Source organism: Saccharopolyspora gloriosae, from assembly GCF_022828475.1.
GTDB classification, from domain to species: domain Bacteria; phylum Actinomycetota; class Actinomycetes; order Mycobacteriales; family Pseudonocardiaceae; genus Saccharopolyspora_C; species Saccharopolyspora_C gloriosae_A.
Genome location: NZ_CP059557.1, coordinates 3,138,863 through 3,160,357, shown reverse-complemented (window position 1 = coordinate 3,160,357; position 21,495 = coordinate 3,138,863). Strand labels below are relative to the sequence as shown.

Annotated in this window: 21 protein-coding genes, 1 tRNA gene and 2 pseudogenes; 12 read left to right on the top strand and 12 right to left on the bottom strand. The window is 67.2% G+C overall.

Features of this window, described 5'->3' with window-relative positions; all coding sequences use genetic code 11:
- Positions 1 to 215: 215 nt before the first annotated feature.
- The 4 genes from H2Q94_RS13510 to H2Q94_RS13495 form a co-directional block, all read right to left on the bottom strand.
- On the bottom strand, positions 216 to 1,202 hold the full coding sequence (locus H2Q94_RS13510; protein ID WP_243795103.1) for a quinone oxidoreductase family protein: 987 nt from the start codon (positions 1,200 to 1,202) through the stop codon (positions 216 to 218).
- A 390-nt stretch (positions 1,203 to 1,592) separates the two neighbouring features.
- On the bottom strand, positions 1,593 to 1,988 hold the full coding sequence (locus H2Q94_RS13505) for a DUF2255 family protein (protein WP_243795100.1): 396 nt from the start codon (positions 1,986 to 1,988) through the stop codon (positions 1,593 to 1,595).
- 318 nt (positions 1,989 to 2,306) lie between these two features.
- Entirely contained in the window at positions 2,307 to 3,353 is a 1,047-nt protein-coding gene (locus tag H2Q94_RS13500; RefSeq protein ID WP_397545479.1) for an NAD(P)-dependent alcohol dehydrogenase, read from the bottom strand.
- 424 nt (positions 3,354 to 3,777) lie between these two features.
- Positions 3,778 to 4,755, bottom strand: a complete 978-nt coding sequence (locus H2Q94_RS13495) for an aldo/keto reductase (protein ID WP_243795096.1) — start codon at positions 4,753 to 4,755, stop codon at positions 3,778 to 3,780.
- A 926-nt stretch (positions 4,756 to 5,681) separates the two neighbouring features.
- Between H2Q94_RS13495 and H2Q94_RS13490 the strand changes: the two genes are divergently transcribed.
- The gene (locus H2Q94_RS13490; protein ID WP_243795093.1) at positions 5,682 to 6,062 is read left to right on the top strand and encodes a type 1 glutamine amidotransferase family protein; all 381 of its coding nucleotides are present in this window, start codon (positions 5,682 to 5,684) and stop codon (positions 6,060 to 6,062) included.
- 27 nt (positions 6,063 to 6,089) lie between these two features.
- On the opposite strand, the gene H2Q94_RS13485 is transcribed toward H2Q94_RS13490, so the two are convergent.
- The 3 genes from H2Q94_RS13485 to H2Q94_RS13475 are packed head-to-tail and all read right to left on the bottom strand — an operon-like array spanning position 6,090 to position 8,660.
- Positions 6,090 to 6,788, bottom strand: coding sequence for a sensor histidine kinase (locus H2Q94_RS13485; RefSeq protein WP_243795091.1), 699 nt, complete (start codon positions 6,786 to 6,788; stop codon positions 6,090 to 6,092).
- Positions 6,746 to 7,969 (bottom strand): HAMP domain-containing protein, encoded by a 1,224-nt coding sequence (locus tag H2Q94_RS13480; protein ID WP_243795088.1) that lies wholly within the window; start codon positions 7,967 to 7,969, stop codon positions 6,746 to 6,748. Before H2Q94_RS13480 ends, H2Q94_RS13485 begins: the two co-directional genes overlap by 43 nt.
- The gene (locus H2Q94_RS13475; RefSeq protein WP_243795086.1) at positions 7,953 to 8,660 is read right to left on the bottom strand and encodes a response regulator transcription factor; all 708 of its coding nucleotides are present in this window, start codon (positions 8,658 to 8,660) and stop codon (positions 7,953 to 7,955) included. The genes H2Q94_RS13480 and H2Q94_RS13475 overlap by 17 nt, the downstream gene beginning before the upstream one ends.
- A gap of 147 nt (positions 8,661 to 8,807) precedes the next feature.
- Between H2Q94_RS13475 and H2Q94_RS13470 the strand changes: the two genes are divergently transcribed.
- Together H2Q94_RS13470 and H2Q94_RS13465 are read left to right on the top strand one after the other, a co-directional pair.
- The gene (locus tag H2Q94_RS13470) at positions 8,808 to 9,197 is read left to right on the top strand and encodes a hypothetical protein (RefSeq protein ID WP_243795084.1); all 390 of its coding nucleotides are present in this window, start codon (positions 8,808 to 8,810) and stop codon (positions 9,195 to 9,197) included.
- A gap of 10 nt (positions 9,198 to 9,207) precedes the next feature.
- Positions 9,208 to 9,849, top strand: a complete 642-nt coding sequence (locus H2Q94_RS13465; protein ID WP_243795081.1) for a class F sortase — start codon at positions 9,208 to 9,210, stop codon at positions 9,847 to 9,849.
- A 588-nt stretch (positions 9,850 to 10,437) separates the two neighbouring features.
- Here the strand turns inward: H2Q94_RS13465 and H2Q94_RS13460 are convergent.
- The gene (locus tag H2Q94_RS13460; RefSeq protein ID WP_258718711.1) at positions 10,438 to 10,743 is read right to left on the bottom strand and encodes an enoyl-CoA hydratase/isomerase family protein; all 306 of its coding nucleotides are present in this window, start codon (positions 10,741 to 10,743) and stop codon (positions 10,438 to 10,440) included.
- A 31-nt stretch (positions 10,744 to 10,774) separates the two neighbouring features.
- Here H2Q94_RS13460 and H2Q94_RS13455 point away from each other — a divergent pair, with 31 nt between their 5' ends.
- Together H2Q94_RS13455 and H2Q94_RS13450 are read left to right on the top strand one after the other, a co-directional pair.
- On the top strand, positions 10,775 to 11,425 hold the full coding sequence (locus tag H2Q94_RS13455; RefSeq protein WP_243795079.1) for a GntR family transcriptional regulator: 651 nt from the start codon (positions 10,775 to 10,777) through the stop codon (positions 11,423 to 11,425).
- Positions 11,426 to 11,676: 251 nt separating this feature from the next.
- Entirely contained in the window at positions 11,677 to 12,006 is a 330-nt protein-coding gene (locus H2Q94_RS13450; protein ID WP_243795078.1) for a TetR family transcriptional regulator, read from the top strand.
- A 108-nt stretch (positions 12,007 to 12,114) separates the two neighbouring features.
- Here H2Q94_RS13450 and H2Q94_RS30950 read toward each other — a convergent pair.
- Positions 12,115 to 12,333 (bottom strand): annotated as a pseudogene (locus H2Q94_RS30950) (fibronectin type III-like domain-contianing protein); the annotation flags it as partial.
- 687 nt (positions 12,334 to 13,020) lie between these two features.
- Between H2Q94_RS30950 and H2Q94_RS13445 the strand changes: the two are divergent.
- Positions 13,021 to 13,106: transfer RNA gene (locus H2Q94_RS13445), tRNA-Leu, on the top strand.
- A 64-nt stretch (positions 13,107 to 13,170) separates the two neighbouring features.
- Positions 13,171 to 13,329 carry a hypothetical protein gene (locus H2Q94_RS13440; RefSeq protein ID WP_243795077.1) on the top strand — a complete coding sequence of 53 codons (159 nt, stop codon included), beginning with the start codon at positions 13,171 to 13,173 and terminating at the stop codon, positions 13,327 to 13,329.
- 354 nt (positions 13,330 to 13,683) lie between these two features.
- On the opposite strand, the pseudogene H2Q94_RS30945 reads toward H2Q94_RS13440, so the two are convergent.
- From H2Q94_RS30945 to H2Q94_RS13425, 3 genes and pseudogenes are all read right to left on the bottom strand, one after another.
- Positions 13,684 to 14,754, bottom strand: a pseudogene (locus tag H2Q94_RS30945) (recombinase family protein); the annotation flags it as partial.
- Between the two features lie 540 nt (positions 14,755 to 15,294).
- Positions 15,295 to 16,017 (bottom strand): creatininase family protein, encoded by a 723-nt coding sequence (locus tag H2Q94_RS13430; protein ID WP_243795690.1) that lies wholly within the window; start codon positions 16,015 to 16,017, stop codon positions 15,295 to 15,297.
- A gap of 8 nt (positions 16,018 to 16,025) precedes the next feature.
- Complete coding sequence (locus H2Q94_RS13425) at positions 16,026 to 17,231, bottom strand: helix-turn-helix domain-containing protein (RefSeq protein WP_243795075.1); 1,206 nt, start codon at positions 17,229 to 17,231, stop codon at positions 16,026 to 16,028.
- A 608-nt stretch (positions 17,232 to 17,839) separates the two neighbouring features.
- On the opposite strand from H2Q94_RS13425, the gene H2Q94_RS13420 reads away from it, so the two are divergent.
- The 5 genes from H2Q94_RS13420 (at position 17,840) to H2Q94_RS13400 (ending at position 21,480) form a co-directional block, all read left to right on the top strand.
- A complete protein-coding gene (locus H2Q94_RS13420) occupies positions 17,840 to 18,076 on the top strand; it encodes a hypothetical protein (protein ID WP_243795073.1) in 237 nt (78 codons plus the stop codon).
- Positions 18,021 to 18,506 (top strand): response regulator transcription factor, encoded by a 486-nt coding sequence (locus H2Q94_RS13415; RefSeq protein ID WP_243795071.1) that lies wholly within the window; start codon positions 18,021 to 18,023, stop codon positions 18,504 to 18,506. The genes H2Q94_RS13420 and H2Q94_RS13415 overlap by 56 nt, the downstream gene beginning before the upstream one ends.
- Before the next feature lie 515 nt (positions 18,507 to 19,021).
- Positions 19,022 to 19,750, top strand: a complete 729-nt coding sequence (locus tag H2Q94_RS13410; RefSeq protein ID WP_243795069.1) for a hypothetical protein — start codon at positions 19,022 to 19,024, stop codon at positions 19,748 to 19,750.
- Positions 19,751 to 19,872: 122 nt separating this feature from the next.
- Positions 19,873 to 20,439 carry a hypothetical protein gene (locus tag H2Q94_RS13405; RefSeq protein ID WP_243795068.1) on the top strand — a complete coding sequence of 189 codons (567 nt, stop codon included), beginning with the start codon at positions 19,873 to 19,875 and terminating at the stop codon, positions 20,437 to 20,439.
- Positions 20,440 to 20,493: 54 nt separating this feature from the next.
- The gene (locus H2Q94_RS13400; RefSeq protein WP_243795067.1) at positions 20,494 to 21,480 is read left to right on the top strand and encodes a DUF4192 domain-containing protein; all 987 of its coding nucleotides are present in this window, start codon (positions 20,494 to 20,496) and stop codon (positions 21,478 to 21,480) included.
- The last annotated feature ends 15 nt before the right edge of the window (positions 21,481 to 21,495 follow it).

Sequence of the window (21,495 nt, the reverse complement as noted above, 5' to 3'; positions counted from 1 at the left end):
TAGCGCCTGGTTGTTCCGCTACGGACGCATGACCATCCGCTACGAGCGTTAGCCGACGAAGGTGCCTTCACGTGCCTCGGGCCAGTCGCTGGAAACGTGATCGAGAGATGCCACCAGAGGTAGCGCCCACGACTCCTGCGGATTTCGCATTCCCTGATGTACCGGTGACCGGTCCGTTGATTGATCCAGTACGAGTCCATCCAAGCGCAGCAGCGTCATGACAGGGATAGGACGATCTTGCCCTGTGCCTGGCCGCCGCGAATCCGGGCGGCGGCCTGTGCAGCTTGGGTGAGTTCGAAGGTGCTGTCGATGGTCGCGCGGATCTCCCCGGAAGCCACGGCGGGAAGGACCTCCGGAGCGAGGCCCGCGATGACCTGGCCGAGTTCTTCGGCCCGGGTGAAGCCGAAGGAGACCCCGATCAGCCGCAGGTGCCGGTAGGACAGCGCGTCGATGTCGATGGTGGAGGCGGCTCGGTCGAGGCGGCCGATGTTGACGACGTGGCCGTCCACACGAGTGGCGGGCAAGCAGTCGGCGAAGGTCTGCCCGGCCACGTGGTCGAGCACGAGGTCCACGCCCTGCCCGCCGGTGGCGTCCAAGACCACCTCGGCGAGGTTCTGGGTGGTGGTGTTGACGACCACGTCCGCTCCGGCTCGCCTCAGCAGTTGGTGCTTGTCCGCGGAGCGGGTGGTCGCCAGGACGCTCCTCGCACCGAGGGCCTTGGCCATCTGCACTCCGATCAGCCCGATGCCGGAGGTCCCCGCGGTGATCAGGACGGTCTGCCCGGGGGCGAAGCCGCCCAGCTGCAGCGAACCGTGTTCGGTGAGCAGCCCGGTCGGCAACGCGGCGGCCTCCTCGAAGCCGATCTCACCGGGAACGCGCGCGAGGTGCCGGTGGTCCGCCAGCACGTACTGGGCGAAGGACCGCGGCGTGGTGCCCATGACCCGCTCGCCCACCTCGGCATCGTCGACGCCGTCCCCCAGCGCAGCGACCTCTCCGGCGAACTCGAAACCGGCCAGGTACGGCTCACCGCTGCCCCCGCTGGCCGGGTCGGCCCGGTCGAGCATGGAGATGTCCGCTTCGTTCACGGCGACCGCTCGGGCGCGGACCAGGACCTGACCTGGCCCCGGCTCGGGCACCGGGACCCGCCGCGACTCCCAGTCGGGGCCGGCTCCGCCGAACAAGGCGGTCATCGTCTCACTCATCGTGGATTCGCTCCTTCGTCCTTGTGATCGCGCGCCGTGGTGCTACTGGTCGGTCATATGCTCCAGCCGCTCGTTTTCGGGAAGGTGCGGTCGCCGATGTCCCACCTCCTGGCCGCGTGCCCCAAGAACCGGCCGCGTCAGCTCCTAGTTCGGTGGGCGCGTTGCCGTCCTGGTACTGAGGTACGTCGACGCGGCTGATGCCCCGCAGGGACTCGCATGGCTGAGCAACTGTCCAATCCATATCCTATGTGGACTCCTCGGTTCGGGAACCGGAACTCCGGCTCGAACACCCGAAGCCCGCGAACGGGAATCCGGTTCGCACGGCGGTGTTTTACGCGAACGACGACGACCCGGGCTCGAAGTCGAATATCGCGCCGGGGCTCCTGCCGATCACCGCTCCGCCAGCGGATCGGCCTGCAACGTGGTGCGCGTGGAGTGCTCGCCGGTGACGGTGCCGACGATGGATTGGCCGTACTGGTCGTACTTGGAGTGGTAGGCGGCGTCGATGTCGGCGTGCGCCGGATCGCCCGCCTCCAGGTGGTGGAACTCGACGTCGCGTTCCACCCCGCCTGCCCGGATGCGCCCGCTGCCCGCGTCGATCGCCCGCCGGAACCAGCCGTTGCCGGGACCGTAGGCGGAGCGGATGTACACCGCGTCCCCCACGGCCACGGTCCAGATGGTGATGTACGGCCGCAGCGAGCCGTCCTGACGGTAGGACGCGACCTGCAACTCCGTCGCGGCGCCGATCCCGCGCAACTCGTCCGCGGACCAAGTGGTCGTGCTCATCGGTAATCCTCCTCATCTGGTACTTCGGAATGCAGTGGGCGGTGCGGGGCCATCGGCGGAAACACCGCGCACTCCGGCCATCCGAGACGGCCCGGCACCGAAGTCAGGGGTCCCGTCGCCTGCTTCCCGGGCGCCGAATCGGGCGGATGTTCGGTGAGCTCGTCACGGACAACGCTGACGGCGAAAGTCCCGGGCGGCAACCGGAACGGCGGGCGGAGCCGCTCGACGATCGCCGCGCGCGGAGGCGGCGGGACCGCCTCCATCAACGCGATGACCAAGTGGCCGTGGACGGTTCCGCGACGCCGCGCGGGTGGACGGTCACGCCAACGTCGCGATGTCGATGACGAAGCGGTAGCGCACGTCCGAGGCCAACACGCGATCGTAGGCCTCGTTGATCTTCTCGGCACCGATCACTTCGACCTCGGCGCCCACCCCGTGCTCGGCGCAGAAATCCAGCATCTCCTGGGTCTCGCGAATCCCGCCGATCAGCGAACCGGACATCGACCGCCGATTTCCCAGCAGCGAGAACACGTTGAACGACACCGGATCCGGCGGTGCGCCGACGTTCGCGAGGGCGCCGTCGAGTCCCAGCAGCGACAGGTACGCGCTCACATCCACCGACGCGCTCACCGTGTTCACGATGAGGTCGAACGAACCGGCCAGCTCCTCGAAGGTCGCCAGGTCCTCGGTGGCGCGGTAGTCGTGCGCGCCGAGGCTGAAACCGTCGTCCTGCTTCTTCAGCGTCCGCGACAGCACCGTCACATCGGCCCCCATCGCGCGAGCGAGCTTGACGGCCACGTGTCCGAGCCCGCCGAGACCGACGACCGCCACCCTCTTGCCCGGTCCCGCGTTCCACTGCCGCAACGGCGCGTAAGTCGTGATGCCCGCGCACAGCAGTGGCGCGGCCTCCGCCGGCGAGAGGCCCTCGGGGATGTTGAGCACGAAGTCCTCGGTCACCACGATGTGCGTGGAATACCCGCCCTGCGTCGGCCGCCCGTCGCGGTCGCGACCGGCGTACGTCAGCACCGTGCCGTTGAGGCAGTACTGCTGCTCACCCGCACGACAGTTCACGCACTCCCTGCACGAATCGACCATGCACCCGACCCCGACCCGGTCACCCACCTCGTGCCCGGTGACCGCCGAGCCGACTTTGGTGACGACCCCGGCGATCTCGTGGCCTGGGACCATCGGATACGTCTCGGACTTCCAGTCACCGCGCGCATGATGGATGTCGGAGTGGCAGATCCCCGCGTACTTGATCTCGATCACCACGTCGTGCGGAAGCGGATCACGACGCTCGATCGTGGTCGGCCCCAGCGGCTCGGTCGCCGACGACGCGGCGAACGCATTGACCGTGCGCATGATTCTCCTGTGCTCGGATCTCTGGCGTGTGAGGCGGTGAGGCCCGGCCTGCTCGACCGGTCTTCCGGGAGACCCCGCACCAGCGGAACAAGCCGGTTTCCCGCCTGCTCACAGGAAACACCCCGCTGCGGCGACGCGGGAGGGCCTGCCCTTCGGGGGTAACGGCGGTACCCCCCTAGGCAGATGAGGACCTGCGATCGCCCCAAGGCCTCACAGAGGAAGCACCGATATCCCCTGCCGACGAGGAGGTTTGACCAGGGTCCACTGTGAACATGACGGGGCTGTGAGCGGATTTCCACTCACAGCCCCGTCTGGCCCCGGATGAGCCCGGCAGTGGCCGATGTCAGCAGCCGCGGGTGCGGGGACGGCCGAACCACCGTCACCGGCGAAGCACTCGGCGGGAACTTTTGTGGTCAGGCCCGCCTGCTCAGCGTTCGATCAGTTGCATCTGTTGTTCGTCGTGGTGTTCGCCTGCGGCCGGGGTGAGTTCGTCGAGCTTGCCGATCTGCTCTGCCGTCAGCTCCACGTCCTCCGCTGCGATGTTCTCCTCCAGCCGGGCGACCCGCTTGGTACCGGGAATCGGAGCGATGTCGTCGCCCTTCGCCAGCAGCCAGGCGATCGCCACCTGCGCCGGAGTCGCACCAGCCTGCTCGGCGATGGCCCCCACCTCGTCGGCGATGCGCAGGTTGCGCTGGAAGTTCTCGCCGGTGAACCGCGGATTGGTCTTGCGCCAATCGTCATCGGCGAACTGATCGGTGGAGCGGATGGTCCCGGTGAGGAATCCGTGTCCCAGCGGGGAGAACGGCACCAGCCCGATGCCCAGTTCCCGCAGCACCGGCAGCACCTCCGGCTCGGGATCGCGGGTCCACAGCGAGTACTCCGACTGCAACGCGGCGATCGGATGCACCGCGTGGGCACGCCGGATCGTGTCGACTCCGGCCGCGGACAGCCCGATGTGGCGGATCTTGCCCTCGGCCACCAATTCCCGCAGCGCCCCCACGGTTTCCTCGATGGGCGTGTTCGGGTCGACGCGGTGCTGGTAGTAGAGGTCGATGTAGTCCGTCCCGAGCCGCCGCAACGAGCCGTCGACGGCGATGCGGATGTTCTCCGGCCTGCTGTCGGTGACGTGGTCGGCTCCGGTCGCGTGCGAGACCAAGCCGAACTTCGTCGCGACCACGACCTGCTCGCGGCGACCCCGCAACGCCCGCCCGACGAGCTCCTCGTTGATGTAAGGCCCATAGACCTCAGCGGTGTCCAAGAAGTTCACGCCCAGCTCAAGTGCACGATGAATGGTGCGAACGGACTCCGCATCGTCGGTCCCCGCCCCCGTGTAGCCGAAGGACATCCCCATCGTGCCCAGGCCGATGCGGGAGACCTCCAGGCCGCCCAAATTGATGTAACGCATGGTTCCTGCTCCGTAACTCGGGTGATCAGCGCTCGGCCGCGGTGTGCCGCCCAGTCCCCCTGGGTTAACCGGCTGACCGCGGGCTCATGCCGCCCGTACGCGAGTGGCGGCGAGCCGCGGCCTGCCCGGCGCACCACGACCATTCAACCGAGGACAGCCCGATCCGGGGAGGGCCTCATGAGACCGGCACTGGCACACCCCCTCCCCGAGCGACCGGCGCGGTCCGTAACCCCTGCTCCCCTCGCTCTCTCCGGAACAACCAAGGACCGCGCCGGCCGACAGAGTCGAAGACCACCCTTGTGCCCACACCACGCCGCTGGATCCGACGCCCGAACACCAAGCCCTGCAAGAGGAACAGCCGATCCACTGGGTGTTCCCGAACGGCACCGAAGGCTGGCTGGTGACCCGGTTCGACGAGGGCAGCGCGGTGTTCGCGGACCCGCGCATGAGCGCCCGCCGTCCGCGCCACGGCAACCCCCGGGCGAGGAACGGTGGCGCGCAGATCAAGCAGGGGACCTCATCGTCGTGGCGATGCCCTCGGCCGCCGGGATCGTGCGGACGCAGCGCTAGCGAACCGCCCTGTCCCCGGGAAGCACACGGTAACGCGCTAGATCCTGCTGATGGCCTCCGCACCACTGGCCAGGGCGCACCATCCGCCTGATCGACGTCCGGGGAACCTCCCTTCACCGACCGGACGCCAGGCCCAAGAAGTAGACACCGAGCAGGTGCTCGAGCGACCGTGCGAAGCCATGCGCGATGGCCAGCGATGGATCCGCGCGATAGGCCGAGAAACACCGTGCCGCAGCCGACCCGTTCGACCTGGGCGAGTTCGACTTCGTGCACCTGCCCGGCGGGCACGCGCCGATGGTCGACTTCGTCGACGACCCTGGCTGGGCGAACTGCTCAACACCCTCCACGACAACAACGTGCTGATCTCCCTGATCTGCCACGGCCCCGTCGCGATGGCCTCGGCGAAATACCGGGTCGACGACAACGGTCAAGTCCACACCAGCAACGACCACCGCTTCGTCGGGACGCGGCTGACGACCGTGCCGAAATACGGCGAGATCGGCTTCTCCAAGGCCGGATTCCTCAAGCTTCCCGGCCAGAAGACCCGCTTGACCTACTACGTCGACGAGGCGCTCGAACAGGCCGGGTACCAGGTCGAGACCGTCGCGCCCAATCCCGGTGCGATCAAAGTGATCTGGGAACCGAAAGTCCGTGTCCTCACCGGAAACGGTCCGCAGGCGGTTGACGAGCAGACTGAAGTCCTCCGCGCCCGGCTCACGGCCACCAGGTCGGCTTGAGGCCGTTTCCGCGCAGACCTCGCTGAACTACGCCGAATCCGACGCCGAGGACGGGCCTGCCGGGCGCCGATGGGCGCCTGACCGGAGGTGGATCGTGAACGTCGTGCCTTCGCCGACCGTGCTGCGCACTTCGATGCGGCCACCGTGCGCCTGCACCAGATGATGTGTGATGGCGAGGCCGAGTCCGCTGCCACCAGCAGCCCGGCTTCTCGACTTCTCCGCGCGCCAGAAGCGATCGAAGATGCGCGACAGCGACTCCTCGTCGATGCCGGTGCCCGTGTCCTCGACGTCGATCAGCACCTCGTCGCCACTGCTCCGAACCCGCAGCGTCACTTGACCGCCCGGCGGCGTGTGGTGCACGGCGTTCGACACCAGGTTGCCGAGCGACTGCCGCAGCCGCGTCGGGTCGGCCGACAGGTCCGGTTCACCGTCGACGTGCACGCTCAATTCGACGCCGACGGCCTCCGCCCCACCCCGGTGCGCCGCCGCGACCTGGTCCACAATGGAACGCACGTTCACCGGCTTCGGATGCACGCGCAGCTTCCCCGCATCGGCGAGTGCGAGGTCCTGCAAGTCATCGATCAAGTGTTGCAGCAGCACCGTCTCTTCGAGCAGCGACGCGACCAGCGGCGGGTCGATCTCCGCGACACCGTCCTGCGCGGCCTCCAGCCATCCCCGCACGTTCACCAGCGGTGTGCGCAGCTCGTGCGCGACGTCGCTGACCATCGTCCTGCGGTGCCGTTCCGAGGTCTCGATCCGCGCCGACATCGTGTTGAACGCCACCGCCAGCTCCCCGATCTCCCCCGCGCGCCCGTTTCGACGTGCACGGAGCGGTCACCGTCGCCCATTCTCCTGGCCGCGTAGGTGATCGCGTGGATCGGGCGGACGAGCCTGCCCGCCGCGAACGCCGCGACGCCGATCGTCACCACCAGCACGGCCAACGCCGTCCACACGATCTGCGACACGGGCACCGTGGACAGATCCGCCGTGGCGACGTTGCCGTCGGGCCTGGTGATGAACAGCTGCGCGGCGGGTGCGACGTACGGCCCGAGCTGCTCCCGTCGTGCCGTGTCGACGCACCGCTTCGCGTCGGAACCCGTGTTCAGCTCGTCCGGGGCGGTCAGCCCGCGGACGTCGACGGGCAACGGTCCGCTGCCCTGCCGGGCGAGGCACGCGTTCACGAGCTCCAGCAGGGACTCGCTCGCGTCGCGCTCGGTCGGCATCGTCGGCGGCGGGCCGGTGCAGACATCGTCCCGCCAGGCCGGGGACGCCTCGGCGGCGGCCCTCGCCGCCTCTTCGATCGCTCGCCGGGACGAGTTCCGATCGGGTACGCGCGGCGAGGCCGACGGGGTCACCCGCTCGACCACCGGGCGCCCGTTGGGTCGCTCCACGATCATGCCGTCCTCGCCGTGCCTGCGCACGCATGTCAACTGCGCCTGCGCGGCCTGGTGCAGACGCGTGCGCTCGACCTCGGTGAGCCGGTAAGGCCCGACAGCCCGCGCGTCGATCCCCGACGCCGTGACGTCGGAGTTGAGCGCCGCGTCCACAGCGAGCGGATCGACCACCGCGGACGGGGTTCGCGGCAGGCCGGCGCCCGGTGCGCCGCCGGAGTCGGCGATGGTTCTCCGCGTCGTGGTCGTCACCGTGACCCTGCGACCGGTGTTGTCGGCCAGGTCGTCAACGAGCCGCTGCGCTCCCGACCACTGCCGGTGCGTCGCGGCGTATCCCAGGAGCGAATCGTAGATCTCCGCGTCGTCAGCCAACGTCTCGCCGAGTTCGCGGTTGATGGCGCCGCTCGTGCTCTGCGCGGCCAGCCACGCCGTCGCGCCGATCGAACAAGCCGCGACGACCACGGCCATCACGAGCAGCCGGGTGAGCAGGCCATGCCTGCTACGCCGTAGTCGCATCGGCCGAACCGTCCTGGAGCTTGTAACCGACTCCGTACACGGTGAGCAGGCGAACGGGCTTGCGCGGGTCGGGTTCGAGCTTGCGGCGCAGGTTCATGACGTGGACGTCGATCGTGCGCTCGGTGCCGAACCTGTCCATGCCGAACGCCTGGCTGAGCAGCTGGCCGCGGCTGAACACCCGCCCCGGCTCCGCGGCCAGCACCTCGAGGAGGCGGAACTCCGCGGGTGTGCAGTCCAGCAGCACGCCGGCCAGCGTGACCTCGTGACGTTCCGCATTGATGACGAGATCGCCGATCTCCAGCACGTGCCGTTCCCGGCGCGTTTCCCTCCCGGAACGGCGCAGGATCGCACGCACGCGTGCGGCGAGCTGGCGCGGGCTGTAGGGCTTGGTGACGTAGTCGTCGGCGCCGAGGTCGAGTCCGAGCAGCACGTCGTCCTCCGTGGTCCGCGCGGTGAGCAGCACGATCGCCATTTCGGATTCGGCACGCAGCACACGGCAGACGTCGAGGCCGTCGACCTTCGGCATCATCACGTCGAGCACGGCGAGGTCCGGGCGCCTGCGCCGCGCCTCGTCGATCGCGGCACGTCCATCATGGACGATCAGCACCGTGTGGTGGTCGAGCTCCAGATAGCGCCGGATCAGCTCGGCCTGCTTCGGGTCGTCCTCAGCGACCAGTACCTGTGCGCACACTCGAGTCATTATCACCGACAGCGGCGGCCGCTCGAATAACAGGATCAAAAATCGAACAACTTCTTTACCATCACTGAACTGGATCTTGGAATGTATCCGGAAGCGTGTACCTCGTCAGGCAAGCAGACGCACGAGAGGACACGACCGATGAAAATTGGCCGAACCTGCGCGGCAGCCGCGGTGCTCGGGACGTTGGCGGTGCCGCTGACTGCGACCGTCAGCTGGGCGGACACCGCAGCGCGAGAAGACCAACGGCCCGGGACGAACGAGGAGGCGCAAGTCTCCGAACGGCAACGGGAAGCAGCGGAACAGCAACGGGCCGGCCGGGCCGAAGACGGCGAGCGTGCGGACACGACCGATGCGACCGAGCGACGTCGCCAGGTTTCGCAACAGCCGGCCGGAGCACCCGACACCGGCGGCGCTCCAGCCGAATGGAACGCCACGCCCGCCTACGCCGCGGGCGGTACGGCGGCGATCGCCGCGGCCGGGGCAGGCACCGTGCTCGTGCTGCGCCGACGTCGCGTGACCGAGCAGTGAGGTACGGCGGATGAACGCGCGTTTCCGCGTGTGGGGAGGTCGCGGCACCGTCGCGGCCTCCCCGCTGGCCGCAGTCGCCGCTGTGCTCGCGCTGTCCGGTTGTTCGGCCGCCGGGCAGGAGATCGACCTCGCCCCGCAGCCACCGGCTGTCACGTCGGCGAGCCCGGCAGGCGAACAGCTCCCGAAACTCCCGGAGTCGACACCGGACTGGCTCGACGTGCCGGACATCGACGCGCACTCGACGCTGCTGCCGCTGGGGCTCAACGACGATCGCACGGTCGCCGTCCCCTCCGTCCACGAACCGATGCAAGCCGGTTGGTATCGCTACGGGCCGACGCCCGGTGAGACGGGACCCGCGGTGATCCTCGGGCACGTCAACGGCGACGGTCAGGACGGCATCTTCGCGCGCCTGCACCAACTCGGGTCCGGCGACGAAATCCGCGTCGGGCGCGAAGACGGCACAGTCGCGCGGTTCACCGTGACACGCATGGACCAAGTGCCGAAGGACCGGTTCCCCACCGACGAGGTCTACGGCGACACGACGGAGCCCGAACTACGGCTGATCACGTGCGGCGGCGCGTTCGACGATGCCGCGGGCAGCTACCGAGACAACATCATCGCCTACGCCACCTTCACCGGTGTCGTGCCGTGAGCAGCCAACCCCTGATCGCCGGTGTGCGTGACGCGCGGAGGTCGTCGTGAAGTGCGGGAGGTCGCGCGGCGCGACCCGGAGCTGGAGCACCGCCACTCGGGACCTCCACCCTGCTCATCGGCCACCGCGTGCATACCCGAGGTGAAAGTGTTGTGGCTCTTGGCCACTTCCCCGTCCGGCAAGACCACCTGCGGCGGCCCCGGCGGCCGCCCTTCAAGCGGAGCGCGGGGAATCCAAGTGATCACGACCTCGTCGCCGGACCGCACATCGCCGAGGTTCATATTTTGAGCTCATGTACGCATTGGGATCATCAGCATTATTGGGGGCGAATGGGGCGTCAATAGTGCTCGCGCGACCTCCATGACCAGCCTCCCACCACCGGTTCTTCCACTGCGCCATGTTCAGCGAACGTCGCCGACGGATCTGCAAGCTCGGGAGACCGGGTACAGGGATGACCCGGAAACGTCGCAGAGGGCGCTGCGCGCGTAGGTCGCTTCTCATGAAAGGCGGCCATCGCCTCGCGCGAGTCCTCAGTGGACTGGATGATCGCTTGGTGCGACGCGATCAGGTCGAGTGACGCCGCGAACGTCATGATCTCCCGTGCACCACGGCCCGCTTGATCACCCCAGGTGGCGAGGGACGAGGCCGCCGCTTGCCGAACGCCTCGACGCCGCGGGCGCCCTGATGCGCCTTCTCGAAATGCAGCTGCTTGTCGGCGTAGGGCGTGCCTCCCTCGGCCTCGAAGTCGTCCAAGTCGACGCCGGCGCAGAACGCGCCACCGGCACCCGTGACCGTGACCACCCGCACCGAGTCGTCCTCCTGCGCGTCCCGCAAGCAGGCGGCCCCCTTCTTGAGCATGTCGAACGTGAACGACTGGCAGTATTGTTCAGGTATTCAACAGTGTTCCATTGACGGGAGGCGGGGCGTGACCAACGATCAGCGTCCTGAGGCATTGGTCGCGTACATCACGCGGCGCGTCCAGACCGATATCGCGCGACACAAGTTCCCGCCCGGATCCAGGCTCTCCGCCAGCAACCTCGCCGGCGAGTACGACGTCTCGCACATCCCAGTGCGCGAGGCTCTGAGTTCGATGGCGGCGAAGGGCTACATCGTCCACCACCGGTCACGTGGCTTCTTCACCCGCGAGGTGCACCGGGAGGAGATCGAGGACATCTACCGCTGGCGCCAAGTCCTGGAGACCGAGGCGTACCGGGCGGCGGTCCCGAAGATCACCGACGAGGACATCGCCCGCATGCGCACGATCCTCGGCGAGATGCAGAAGCTCACCCAGAACGAGGACCGGATCCGGTACATGGAGCTCAACCGGGAGTTCCACTTCGTCGTGTTCCAGCGCGCCGGGTCGCCCATCCTGCTGCAGCTGCTCACGTACCTGTGGGACATCTCGGCGCCGTACGTCGCTCTCGACCTCATCGACAGCGACCACGCGCAGAAGGACCACCTCGAGCAACTCGAGCTCTACGAAGCGCGCGACGCCGAGGGGATCATCAAAGCCATGGATGAGCACCGCGGCTTCCGCCTGGACATGGTCGCCAAGTCCGACATCGTCACGGACTGATCCAACCGCGCACCGCCCTCGCGGCAGCGACTCGGCGCCCCTTGATCCCTGTCTTGTCGGCGCCGAAACCGCTGAGCAGTGACCACCCGCGCACGATCACCCGATGATTCTCAGCCACTTCCTCGCGATGACGGCAACTTCTCTCGGACGCGGCGGATCGCCGCGCAGCTCGCGCGGTGTGCGCGGGTGTGAAAACGGGCGGCTTGAGTGGTCGTCCCCGCGGTCCTCGTGGTCACGGCGAGCACCTCCGCGTGGAGGTGCTCGCCGCGGTGAACCGGTTGCCGGCCGAGTGGGGCAGCGACGAGAAGCTCACGATGCGGGCGGTGGCCAAGGAAGTCGGAGTCTCGGCGCCGAGCATCTACCTGCACTTCGCGGAGATGTCAGTTCGGGCTCGGGGTGCGCTGTTCGACCTCGGTGAGCAGGTTGGACACGATGGCGTTGCCATCGATTCCGGCGGCGATGGAGATGATGCGAGCGAGTGGCATCGGGCCTGCCATGGCGCGCAGTTGTGGATCGACGAGTTCGGAGGGCGTGCCGCCGAACTGGTCGAACAGGCTTTGAAGGACAGGCCGCCCCACTGAGTGAGCGTTCCATTCGTCGAGCGTGGAGTCGGCGCGCAGCGGGGCGGATGCGGCGGGGATCTCGAAGTGAACCGTTGCTCTTTCGATGACGTCGCGGGAGGACGCACCGACCTCGATGACGTATTCGCCGGAGCTGGTCGTCCATCCTGTGCTCGACCAGTGGGCGAAGGCGCGCTGGTCGAGCTCGAACGTGATGGTCGTGGACTCGCCGGGAGCGAGGTGTTCTTTGCGGAACGCCTTCAGTTCGCGGCGCGGGCGGTCGACTCGTGCCCCAGGGGCTGAGACGTAGATCTGCGCTACGCCGGCACGAGCATTACGACAGCGCACCGCCCGGGCGCGGATCTCTTCGGCGAATGACGGATCTCCAGCGGACCCGGTTCGTCAAGGCGCCGGTGTACCCGGTGTTCGACGATTAGATTCCAGCAGGACCGGTAGACCCGGCGGGTATCGGCTGAGACGGCGTCGGCGACTTTCGGAACGTAGTCGGCGAACGTCGGCGCCAATGGCCGCGCTTCGGGACTGTCGACGAGATCTTCAGGTGGGACGCCCATACGGGACAGCAGGAGACGTGCGGCCTCGAGCTCCACTGAATGCGAGGAGGCTCGGTGCTCATGATGGTTCACCACCAGTGAACCGTTGGTGCTGCGATGCGAGTAGCTCGTGGCCGTCACTTCCGACCCGGTCGGTGGCCGTGTCCGCGGACGCCGCAGCCTCGTGGAGTCAGCTGCCGGGGGGCTTCGGGGCCGCGCGCTACCGGCGTCGGCCTGTGCCATGGGGTTCGCCTTCTCAGCGAGGTGCCTCGGCGGCTGGCAGGCCAGGACCGTCCTGCCGCGCAGGGCTCGGTCCCGGGTGCATGCGCGAACGGCGCAGAGCCGACCCCTGCACCCCACGTACGCTGGCCATTCGCCCAGCGTCTAGCTAGAAGGGGGGTGGGTTCAGCAGCCCGAAATCGATCAGCTAATCTATGAACACAACACAGCAGAGGCCGCCGAGAAACACAGGCGGCACTGAGGCGTCCGAGTGGCGGAATGGCAGACGCGCTAGCTTGAGGTGCTAGTGCCCTACTAATGGGCGTGGGGGTTCAAGTCCCCCCTCGGACACGCACTGTAACCCCAACGAGTCCGGGTCGAGAGTCATCTCGACCCGGACTTCGTCGTTGTGCGGATGGTACGTGAGGCGCAGGCCGAGCTGGCTGTAGAGGGCGGCTTTGTCGTCGTTGTCGGCATCGCGGAGCAGCTCGTGCGGATCGCCGATGTTGCTGATGAGTTCGTAGATCTCGTCGCGGGTGAGCCGGCGCTGGCTCTGTTTCCTGGCGCGTCGTAGACGGGCAGTGGCTTCTGCTCGACGAGCCTGGGTTTCACGCATCCAGCCGGCCACAAGGCCAGGGTCCGCTCCGGCCTCGAGCGCCCGGCGATGGGCGGCCAGCTTGGTATCGCAGTCCTCGATCACCCGCTGCGCCTCAGCATCCTCGTACCCGCGAGTGGGGTCTTCTTGAGCGTCGGCGAAGGCATCGAGTGAGCGCTCGAGCTGAGGCGGCTTCAATGCCGAGCTGATCCAGTGATCGAGTTCGTCGAGGATCCCGTGCTCGGGCAGATAGACGTTGGCCGGATGCTCAACCTCGTTCGCCACCGCGTACTCCTGCGTGAACCGGCACCGGTAGTAGAGCTGGTGACGACTCTTCTGCCCCTGCATGCGCCGATGACACAAACCGCAGTACAGCAACCCGCGCAGCACGTAGCGATGCCGGACGCGGTGGTGCACCTGCCGAGGAGACTTCGCCGACCGGGTCGCCGACACCTCCTGAGCTTGAGCGAAGGTGTCAGCACTGATGATCGGCTCGTGCGCGGGCGCCGCGGAGTAAACCCACTGGTCCTGCGAATTCCAAGCCAGCTTGGTGTGGTGCCCGAGAGCCACGTCCTCGACATCGATCAACGACTCTTGCTTGCGCTGCTTGTTCCACACCTGATGACCGGTGTACCGCGGATTCCGCAAGATCGTCCGGACAGCGCCTTTCGACCAGGCGACTCCACTGCGATGCCGGTTCCGCGCCCGATCGTGCGCGCTCGGAGAAGCGACGCCATCACGCGTGAGCCCCTCCGCGATCGCGTAGATTCCGATACCACCGAGGTACTCCGAGAAGATCCGCCGCACTACCGGCGCAGTGATCGGGTCGAGCTCGAGCCGGTGCAGGCGAACCCCGTCAGCGGCCTTCGTCGGATTGGGGTGCACACCAGCGTCACCGATGCGATACCCGTACGGTGGCCGCCCTCCGAGGAAGCGGCCTTCGATCTCGGTCTGCGACTGCATCGCGGTGCGCACACGCACCTTGATCCGGGTCCGCTCTCCCTTCGACATCCCACCGAACACACCCATGATCAAATCGTGGGCTTCCGACGCCGGGTCGATCGGCCCACCAACCTCGGGCACCCACATCCCGACCCCGTAGTGCTCGAAAACCGGATACGTGAGGCTGTACTGATTGCCGTAGAACGCGCGCTGCGGCTCCCCGATCACGACCGCGTCGAACCCCCGGTCAAGATCCCGGAGACTCGCTAACAGACGAGCCGCCTCCGGCCGGCGCTTCCACGGCAACGACCGCGAGTGACCGACATCGAAGAACTCGGCAACGAGGTGTCCGTGAGCTTCGATCAACGCCTGGGCGCGGGTACGTTGCCAGTTCCTCGACGATTCTGGATCTTGCTGATCCTCAGTGGATACTCGCCCGTAGAAGGCGAACCTGAGCGGCATGTCGTGTTTCCTCACTCGTCGACGGCTGAAGTGTCGGTGTCGCGGCTGGCCGCGCGCCGACGGAGGATCCGGAGCAAGGAACGCGCCGCACACGGCCCCAGAACAAGTGGCTCTTCCGGAACCAGCACCGTCGGTCTTCTCGGGCACCGTGATCGTCTAGCACCAGGAGCCGCATCGGCACCCCTGGTCAAACGCGGATGATGCACACCCGATTCGCCCCGGCCATGATCTTCAGCAGGGCTCTGCTCGTGGCCGGAGTACATCACACGCCCACCAGGTCGATTGGGCCGCTCACGAACGTCGGGCGTCCTGCGTGCTCGTAGCCGCCGGACCACCAACTTTCCCTGATCACGGAACCGACACTCGATTCCTCTATAGTGGAACACATGCAGCAAAGGTAGTATGTGAGTCAACTATGGTGGAAGCAGTTGAGGCATCGTCTTACCCGAAGAACACCGTTCCGCGTGATGGCCGGGTTGGAGGAGGCTCTTTCGCGCGATCTTGATACCCGCGGGAGCTCGCGCCGGAACAGACGAATGATCAGTGGCGTTCGAGAACTCGCAAGTGTTCGGCAAACGAGACCACCAGGTCGTCGAGGGCCAAGCCGCCCTTTTCCACGGATGCTGCGGAGGGCTGACCGATCACTCCACTGCTGCTGTACTCGGTGACGCCGGCGACCAGCAGGTGCGGGCGCTCATCCGCCCTGTTGTCGGCGTTCCGATACTCGCGGCCGACCAGCTCCGGGTATGCGTGCAGCAATAGCGAGGTCTCGATCTCACCTGCGTGCATGTCCTGGTGAGCGTTCAGCACAGCGCCAGCCGCTTCTCGAGCACGGCCCCAGTCGTCGCGGCCGGGGAACAGCGTCACGCTCGGCCCGTCGACGTTGGCTTGCTGGGCGATGTTGGACAGCACGTAGTTTCCGCCGTGCCCGTTGACCAGGACCAACTTCGTGACTCCGGAACGGCGGAGCGACGCCCGGATGTCCTCGATCATCGCGATCAGCGTGGTGGCGCTGATGCTGACCGTGCCGGGGAAGTCCTCGTGCTCGTGCGAGCACGACATGGTGATCGGCGGCAGCAGGAACAGGTCGTAGTGCTCGGCGATGCGCTTCGCGATCAAGCACGCGATCACGGTGTCGGTGATCAACGGCAGGTGCCCACCGTGCTGTTCGAAGCTGCCTACCGGCAACACCGCTACCCGTGCTCCCCGAGCGGCTTCGTCAGGTGAGGTGGCGGTGGTGAGGAGGTGCACGCCGGTCTCCATCGGGCTCGTCAAGGCAACGTCGTTCGCAGGGTACGGCTCAGCCGCTGTCCACGATCGCGAGCTCCTGCATCGGCCATCACCTCGGCTGTCCGGCGGAGTTGTTCCTTCGTTCGATGCGATCGCGTTTCCGTGGCGATGACCAGCGCATGGTCCGCCACCGCGGCGGAGTCCTCGATCTGGCCGGCCACGGCGTGCGCGACGGCCAACCTCGCCAAGCCCAAGCCCAGGTCTCGGCGGAAGTCCGGCTGCCATTTCGCGATGCCCTGCTGCAGGGTGCTGAGGGCTTGAGCTGGTCGTCCGAGTTCGACCCAGCAGTGCGCGGCTTCCATCTCGACGTAGCTGGGGGTGCAGTACCGCGCGATGTCACCTTCGTCGTCCAGTTCGAGGGCGGCGTGTTGAAGCGCTCGATCTATCGCTCGCGAACACGAGTCGTAGTCCCCGGCCAAGGCGTGGCCGTGGGCTTCCTGCCGCAACGCGACGGCCCGAAGTCGAGGGGACATGGCTTTGGCCGACTGCAACGCGGCTTGTGCGAAGCCGATGGTGAGCGCGGGTTTGCGGGCGTCGCTGGCGATGTTGCTCTTGCGCATCTGAATGTAGGAAACGAGTTGGGGATCGTCGGCTTCGTGCGCGAAGTCCAGCGCACGGTTCGACCACTCCATCGCGGATTGCAGCTTGCCCGCGTCCTGGTGGAGCCATCCGGTGAACTCGGCGAACCGAGCGGCGACGAACAGCAGTGTTCCGCTCCCCTGACCGCTGCTCTGCGCGAGCAGGTGTCGGACGAACCTCGCCTGTTCCGCGACGACCGGGAGCAAGGAGCGGGGGCCGACGAGGTTGTCCGTGGTAACGTACTGCTTCAGCGTGCCCAGCAACGAGTGCGCGAGCGCGGGTTCGGTTCGCACCGAAGCCGCGGGAACCACCGGACCGTTGGGCAACCGCACGACGTTGGTGCGGTGATCGGGAAGTCGATCTTCCTCGGCGTCGAGTTCGAACCAGAGGAACTCCAGCGGGATGCGGAGCCGTCGAGCGTAGTGACCAAGCTTCTCCAGGTCGCGGAGCTGGTTCTTGCCGGACTCGATACGACTCAGCTGGCCCTGCGTGATGTCCAGCCACCGGGCGACGATGGCTTGGGGTAGAGGTCGCCTGCCGTGGGCAGGGTGCCTGCGGTAGGCGCGAACCACCGCACCCATGTCCTTGCTCGCCAGCGCATTGCGCATCTCGTTCGCGGCCCAGAAGTCGTTGCCAAGCCGAGGCCCACCCTCGTTTCGGTCCGATCGTGATCGCTGGCAAGGACCGCACGAGGCCGATTTGCTGTCACGAGCAAGTTTCACATTGCATCGAATGCAGCTTCGTGCTCCAACACGGTTCGCACCACGGTCAGCCACGACGCACCTCCAGTTCCTGCTCCGATCAGGATAACCGAGCAAGAATCTTTTATGCGTCCCGCGCATATTTTTCATGCGCCACATAACCCCAATTCGGATCCTGTGGCTCTTATGTTCAGCAGCAGGGAGACGCGTCCCTTCTCGGCAACTCAGCGAGGAAAACAACTTCCCGGCGACGACTGATCGCCTGCCCGTTGCCCGACCGAATCGAGGTTCCTCATGCATCGATCTCCCCGATCGAGGCGGACCCCGACCGCCCTATCGGGGTGCGCCGGCGCCTGACCGCCCTTCCGACGGGCGCCGGCAAGTCGGCCGCGTGACGTGCTTCCCCGAGCGTCACCGGCCAGCCCGGCCGCACGACCCCTTCCCGGTCGTGCGGCCGGGCCTCATTTTCGGCCGCGTGATCGTGGCGCGACCCCCTTCGAACGGAACGGCCACCGATGACATCCCGGAAGTACGGACTCCCCTGTGCTTGGTACTACCACCCCGACCGCGACATCACCGTCCGATGGGGACGGCCCGACGGCTACTTCACCGTCCACACCGGAAAGCAGCACGGCACCAGAGATGACCACGCCCTCATCGACACCGTTCGGGTCTCCAAAGCCTGGAACGACGACGGTGACGTCGCCCGCAAAGCGCATGAATGGGCACGCGCCAATCCGACCGCACCTTGAACAGCAGGAGGACGAGGAGATGGATAGCACCCCGAATCGGCTCGACGGGTTCGAGCTCACTGCCGAGCTATCCGCCACTGAGCTCAAAATCGCCAGGCTGGTGATCTGCGGAAGATCCAACGTCGAGATAGGTGTTCTCATTGACCGCGCCGAGGACACCGTCAAGACCGCACTGCGGAAGGTCTTCCAGAAGACCGGCACCACGACCCGAGCTTCGCTGGTCGCGTGGATGTACGAGTCGGGCCACGTGGTCGCGGGTACGTTCGGCTTCCCGGATGTACCTGTGTCGCCCGCCGCTTCACCTCCGGCGGAGCCGTTCGAATCGCTGCTCGATCTTGACGACCCGGCGCGCGTCAACCGGGTCCGGCGCCGACTCGCGGACGTGCGCGGCGATCTGCACCGCGCCCTCGCAAGCCTCGGAAATCTCTGAGCGTCGTCATGGGCCGCTTCCACTATCGCGGGCACGAAACACGCGACTTCGAGCCCGAACTGCACGGCCCTGATTTCGCCCGCCCGCGAGCGATACTCGCTCCCGCCACGTGGGTATCAGGCGCCTCCGACGCCAAGTGGCACTGCACCAAGGCAGCAGTAGGCGCGCCCATGCACTGCTTGTGCGGACATCAGATCCGAGGTGCCGTGCACCTCCGTCGCGACACCCCCGCCGATGGCGCTCTCGATCGGACGCTCTGCGCCGCCGCCCTCGCCGAACTCTCCCAGGAGCCACCGATCAACCCGCCCTTATCTCCCCGCCCCCAGGGAACACCGGACATCAACTCCACCCAACCCCTGCATGACAGGCCACGACTCCCGATGACCGACCCCACCGTCGGATGGCGACCCGCCTATCCGGGCTCCGTTAGCTCCCGATGACCACACCGAGCTGATCGGAGCGGTGCGGAGTCCACGGCCGGGTTCGCCTGTCGGCCGAACGAGAGGACTCCCCCGATGACGGACGTGTTCGTGTCCCACCGACTCTCGAAGCTGCTCGCAAGAGCGAACGAAACCGCCGAGCACGCCGCGCGCCAGCTCTACGCGGCGCACATGCTCGAGGTCACCGAGCTCGTCCGCGACGCGTTCCCCGACTCCGATGTGCTCGGCGTGAAGGTCGGCGACACAGTCGAACTAGCCGAAGTTCTTGCAGGCAAGCAGAAACTGTGGAGCGCCGACCTCCCGCAACCCGAAGCGCCGCTCAGCTACCGGACTGCCGACGACCACTCTTGGGGAGACGTCGCTGCCCACATCGGCGAAGCTCTGGGCTCGGCCCTGAGCGGTACATCTCCGCGCGACCGGTGGCAGCACGACGGCCTCGTCTTCCTCGTTCCCCTCGCCACTGCGGCCGACGTCGCCGCCGCAACTCGAGGCACCCCGGGACGGCTTGCCGCGCAGTTGCACGACAAGGACGGCAACGAGCACCTGCTGTGGCTGGCCGAACCGGTGACCGCGCCGACGATGACCGTCGGCGGGCTGCACGTCACCGCCCAAATCGACGATGACGGGCGCGTGCTCATCGATGTCGACGAGGAGCCGACGAAGCCTGTGCCGCGGGAGAGCGCGGGTCAGATCGAGCTCGCGGTCCGCGTTCACGGCGCAACCGTTCCTCTACCCGCTCGTCACGCCACCGCAGCCTCCCGCTACATCCGGTGCACCCGCCTCCGATCGGACGCTTCGCAGTGACCTGAGCCTGATCGCTCCTCGCGATACCTGGCTGAAATTCCGCAATCGCCGACGCATGTCCTCGGACGTGCGTCGTTTTCATGGAACGGGTGATCATGTCCGAAGGTTCCTCCGCTCTCACGATGACCGGTTCGATTGCCGCCGTCCTGGGACAGCTCGAACGCGATGTGGCGGGCCTGTTCGAGATCATGGACTGGGCCGAAGAAGAAATCGCAGCGGCCAGGCGGCGGCATGCCGTGGACGCCGACACGCTCTGGCATTCGTTCACGCTGCTGGTTCCGCGACACGAGCTCATGTCGACGGAGTTCGTGTACCGCTCGCACGCGGTCGAGCTCTTGGAGCGGGTCGCTGCCGGGGAGGACACTCGCCCGGCCACCGCCGCCGAAGTGTGCTGCGTGCTGGCCGCGTCGAGTGAGGTCGCCTCGTTGACCTCGGTCGCCGCCGGTCTCTACTGCCGCATGTGGCAGCGCGCGTTCCCCGAGCAGCCCTCGTTCTGGGACTCCGCCGACGCGTACGAGTCGCTGCACGGTGCGCAGATCGACGAGCTGGAGACGTTCACCCGCCGCAAGGCCGCCAGCACGGACCGGTCCCTGTCCGAGATCACGTGCTCGGGACGACACCACGGTGAAGACGTCGACTGCCGATATGCACCCGTCGACAGCGCCGGACGCCTGCGGAGCGCCAGCTGAACCGGAGCCATTCCTTCACGTTTTCCTGCCCTCACAGAGAAAGGTGCTTCCTCAATGGATAAGCACGGCCTTGTCGTTCCCGATCTTGATGCCCTGCTCAGCGAAGTCCCGAACCTACTCGGCTTCGTTCCCGCGGACTCCCTGGTGCTCATCGGTTTTGAGGACTTCGGAACCGGGTCCGCGATGCAGTTCACCATGCGCATCGACCTGCCCGAGCCGGAGCACCACGTCGCCGCAGCTCAGTACCTCACGGAGTTCCTGCATGGCCGGGACACCGACACGGCTGTCGCGGCCGTCATCGGTGGGGACCGCGAACAGCAACGATCACTCGTCGATGCGCTCGGATCGGCGTTGGACTCCCAGCAGATCGGGTTGCACGCGACCTGGACGGCCGAGATGCAGCCCGGCGAGAAGTGGTGCTGCTACCACGGGGACGGCTGCGAGGGCACGATCCACGACACCACCGCATCGCACCTCGCCGCCGCCACTGCCGTGGCCGGCCACCGCAGCCCCTGGGGCAGCCGGGAGGAAATGGCCGCATCCATCGCAGCCGTGCCGGACGCAGAACGTCGACAGTGGGCCGACCGCCTGGACACCTGGCGCGAACGCTCCGCCGGCAAGGATGGTTCGCTCCGGGAGGCCAGCGCTCCGGTGTTCGCCGCCCTGGAACAGCTGCGCAACGGCGAGGCGCTCACCACTGAGCAGGCCGTGGCCGCGCTCGGTGCCCTCGACGACCACGTGGTGCGGGACATGATGCTCGTGCGACGCGAGCCCGGAGCCGAGCAGCTGTGGACGCTCCTGCTGCGCTACGCCCCGGATGCCGACGTCGAGGGGCCCGCCGTCCTGCTGGCGACCGCCTCGCACCTCCACGGCGACGGTGCGATGGCCAGCGTCGTGCTGGAACGCGCGCGGGATGCCGTGGCACCCGCTTCGCCAGGTCCGCTCGTGGAGTTGCTCGACCGGATGCTGACGCTCGCGCCCCACCACCTGCGCACCCTGCTCGACGAGCTCGCCGACGACGCCGGCCTCCAACTGAACTGAGCAGTTCCGCCACCG

Excerpts from the sequence above, each read along its gene's own strand:
- H2Q94_RS13510 (WP_243795103.1), bottom strand. The coding sequence starts at position 1,202 with ATGAGTGAGACGATGACCGCCTTGTTCGGCGGAGCCGGCCCCGACTGG.
- H2Q94_RS13505 (WP_243795100.1), bottom strand. The coding sequence starts at position 1,988 with ATGAGCACGACCACTTGGTCCGCGGACGAGTTGCGCGGGATCGGCGCC.
- H2Q94_RS13495 (WP_243795096.1), bottom strand. The coding sequence starts at position 4,755 with ATGCGTTACATCAATTTGGGCGGCCTGGAGGTCTCCCGCATCGGCCTG.
- H2Q94_RS13485 (WP_243795091.1), bottom strand. The coding sequence starts at position 6,788 with ATGGTCAGCGACGTCGCGCACGAGCTGCGCACACCGCTGGTGAACGTG.
- H2Q94_RS13480 (WP_243795088.1), bottom strand. The coding sequence starts at position 7,969 with ATGCGACTACGGCGTAGCAGGCATGGCCTGCTCACCCGGCTGCTCGTG.
- H2Q94_RS13470 (WP_243795084.1), top strand. The coding sequence starts at position 8,808 with ATGAAAATTGGCCGAACCTGCGCGGCAGCCGCGGTGCTCGGGACGTTG.
- H2Q94_RS13465 (WP_243795081.1), top strand. The coding sequence starts at position 9,208 with ATGAACGCGCGTTTCCGCGTGTGGGGAGGTCGCGGCACCGTCGCGGCC.
- H2Q94_RS13440 (WP_243795077.1), top strand. The coding sequence starts at position 13,171 with ATGGTACGTGAGGCGCAGGCCGAGCTGGCTGTAGAGGGCGGCTTTGTC.
- H2Q94_RS13430 (WP_243795690.1), bottom strand. The coding sequence starts at position 16,017 with ATGGAGACCGGCGTGCACCTCCTCACCACCGCCACCTCACCTGACGAA.
- H2Q94_RS13425 (WP_243795075.1), bottom strand. The coding sequence starts at position 17,231 with ATGCGCAATGCGCTGGCGAGCAAGGACATGGGTGCGGTGGTTCGCGCC.
- H2Q94_RS13420 (WP_243795073.1), top strand. The coding sequence starts at position 17,840 with ATGACATCCCGGAAGTACGGACTCCCCTGTGCTTGGTACTACCACCCC.
- H2Q94_RS13410 (WP_243795069.1), top strand. The coding sequence starts at position 19,022 with ATGACGGACGTGTTCGTGTCCCACCGACTCTCGAAGCTGCTCGCAAGA.
- H2Q94_RS13405 (WP_243795068.1), top strand. The coding sequence starts at position 19,873 with ATGACCGGTTCGATTGCCGCCGTCCTGGGACAGCTCGAACGCGATGTG.
- H2Q94_RS13400 (WP_243795067.1), top strand. The coding sequence starts at position 20,494 with ATGGATAAGCACGGCCTTGTCGTTCCCGATCTTGATGCCCTGCTCAGC.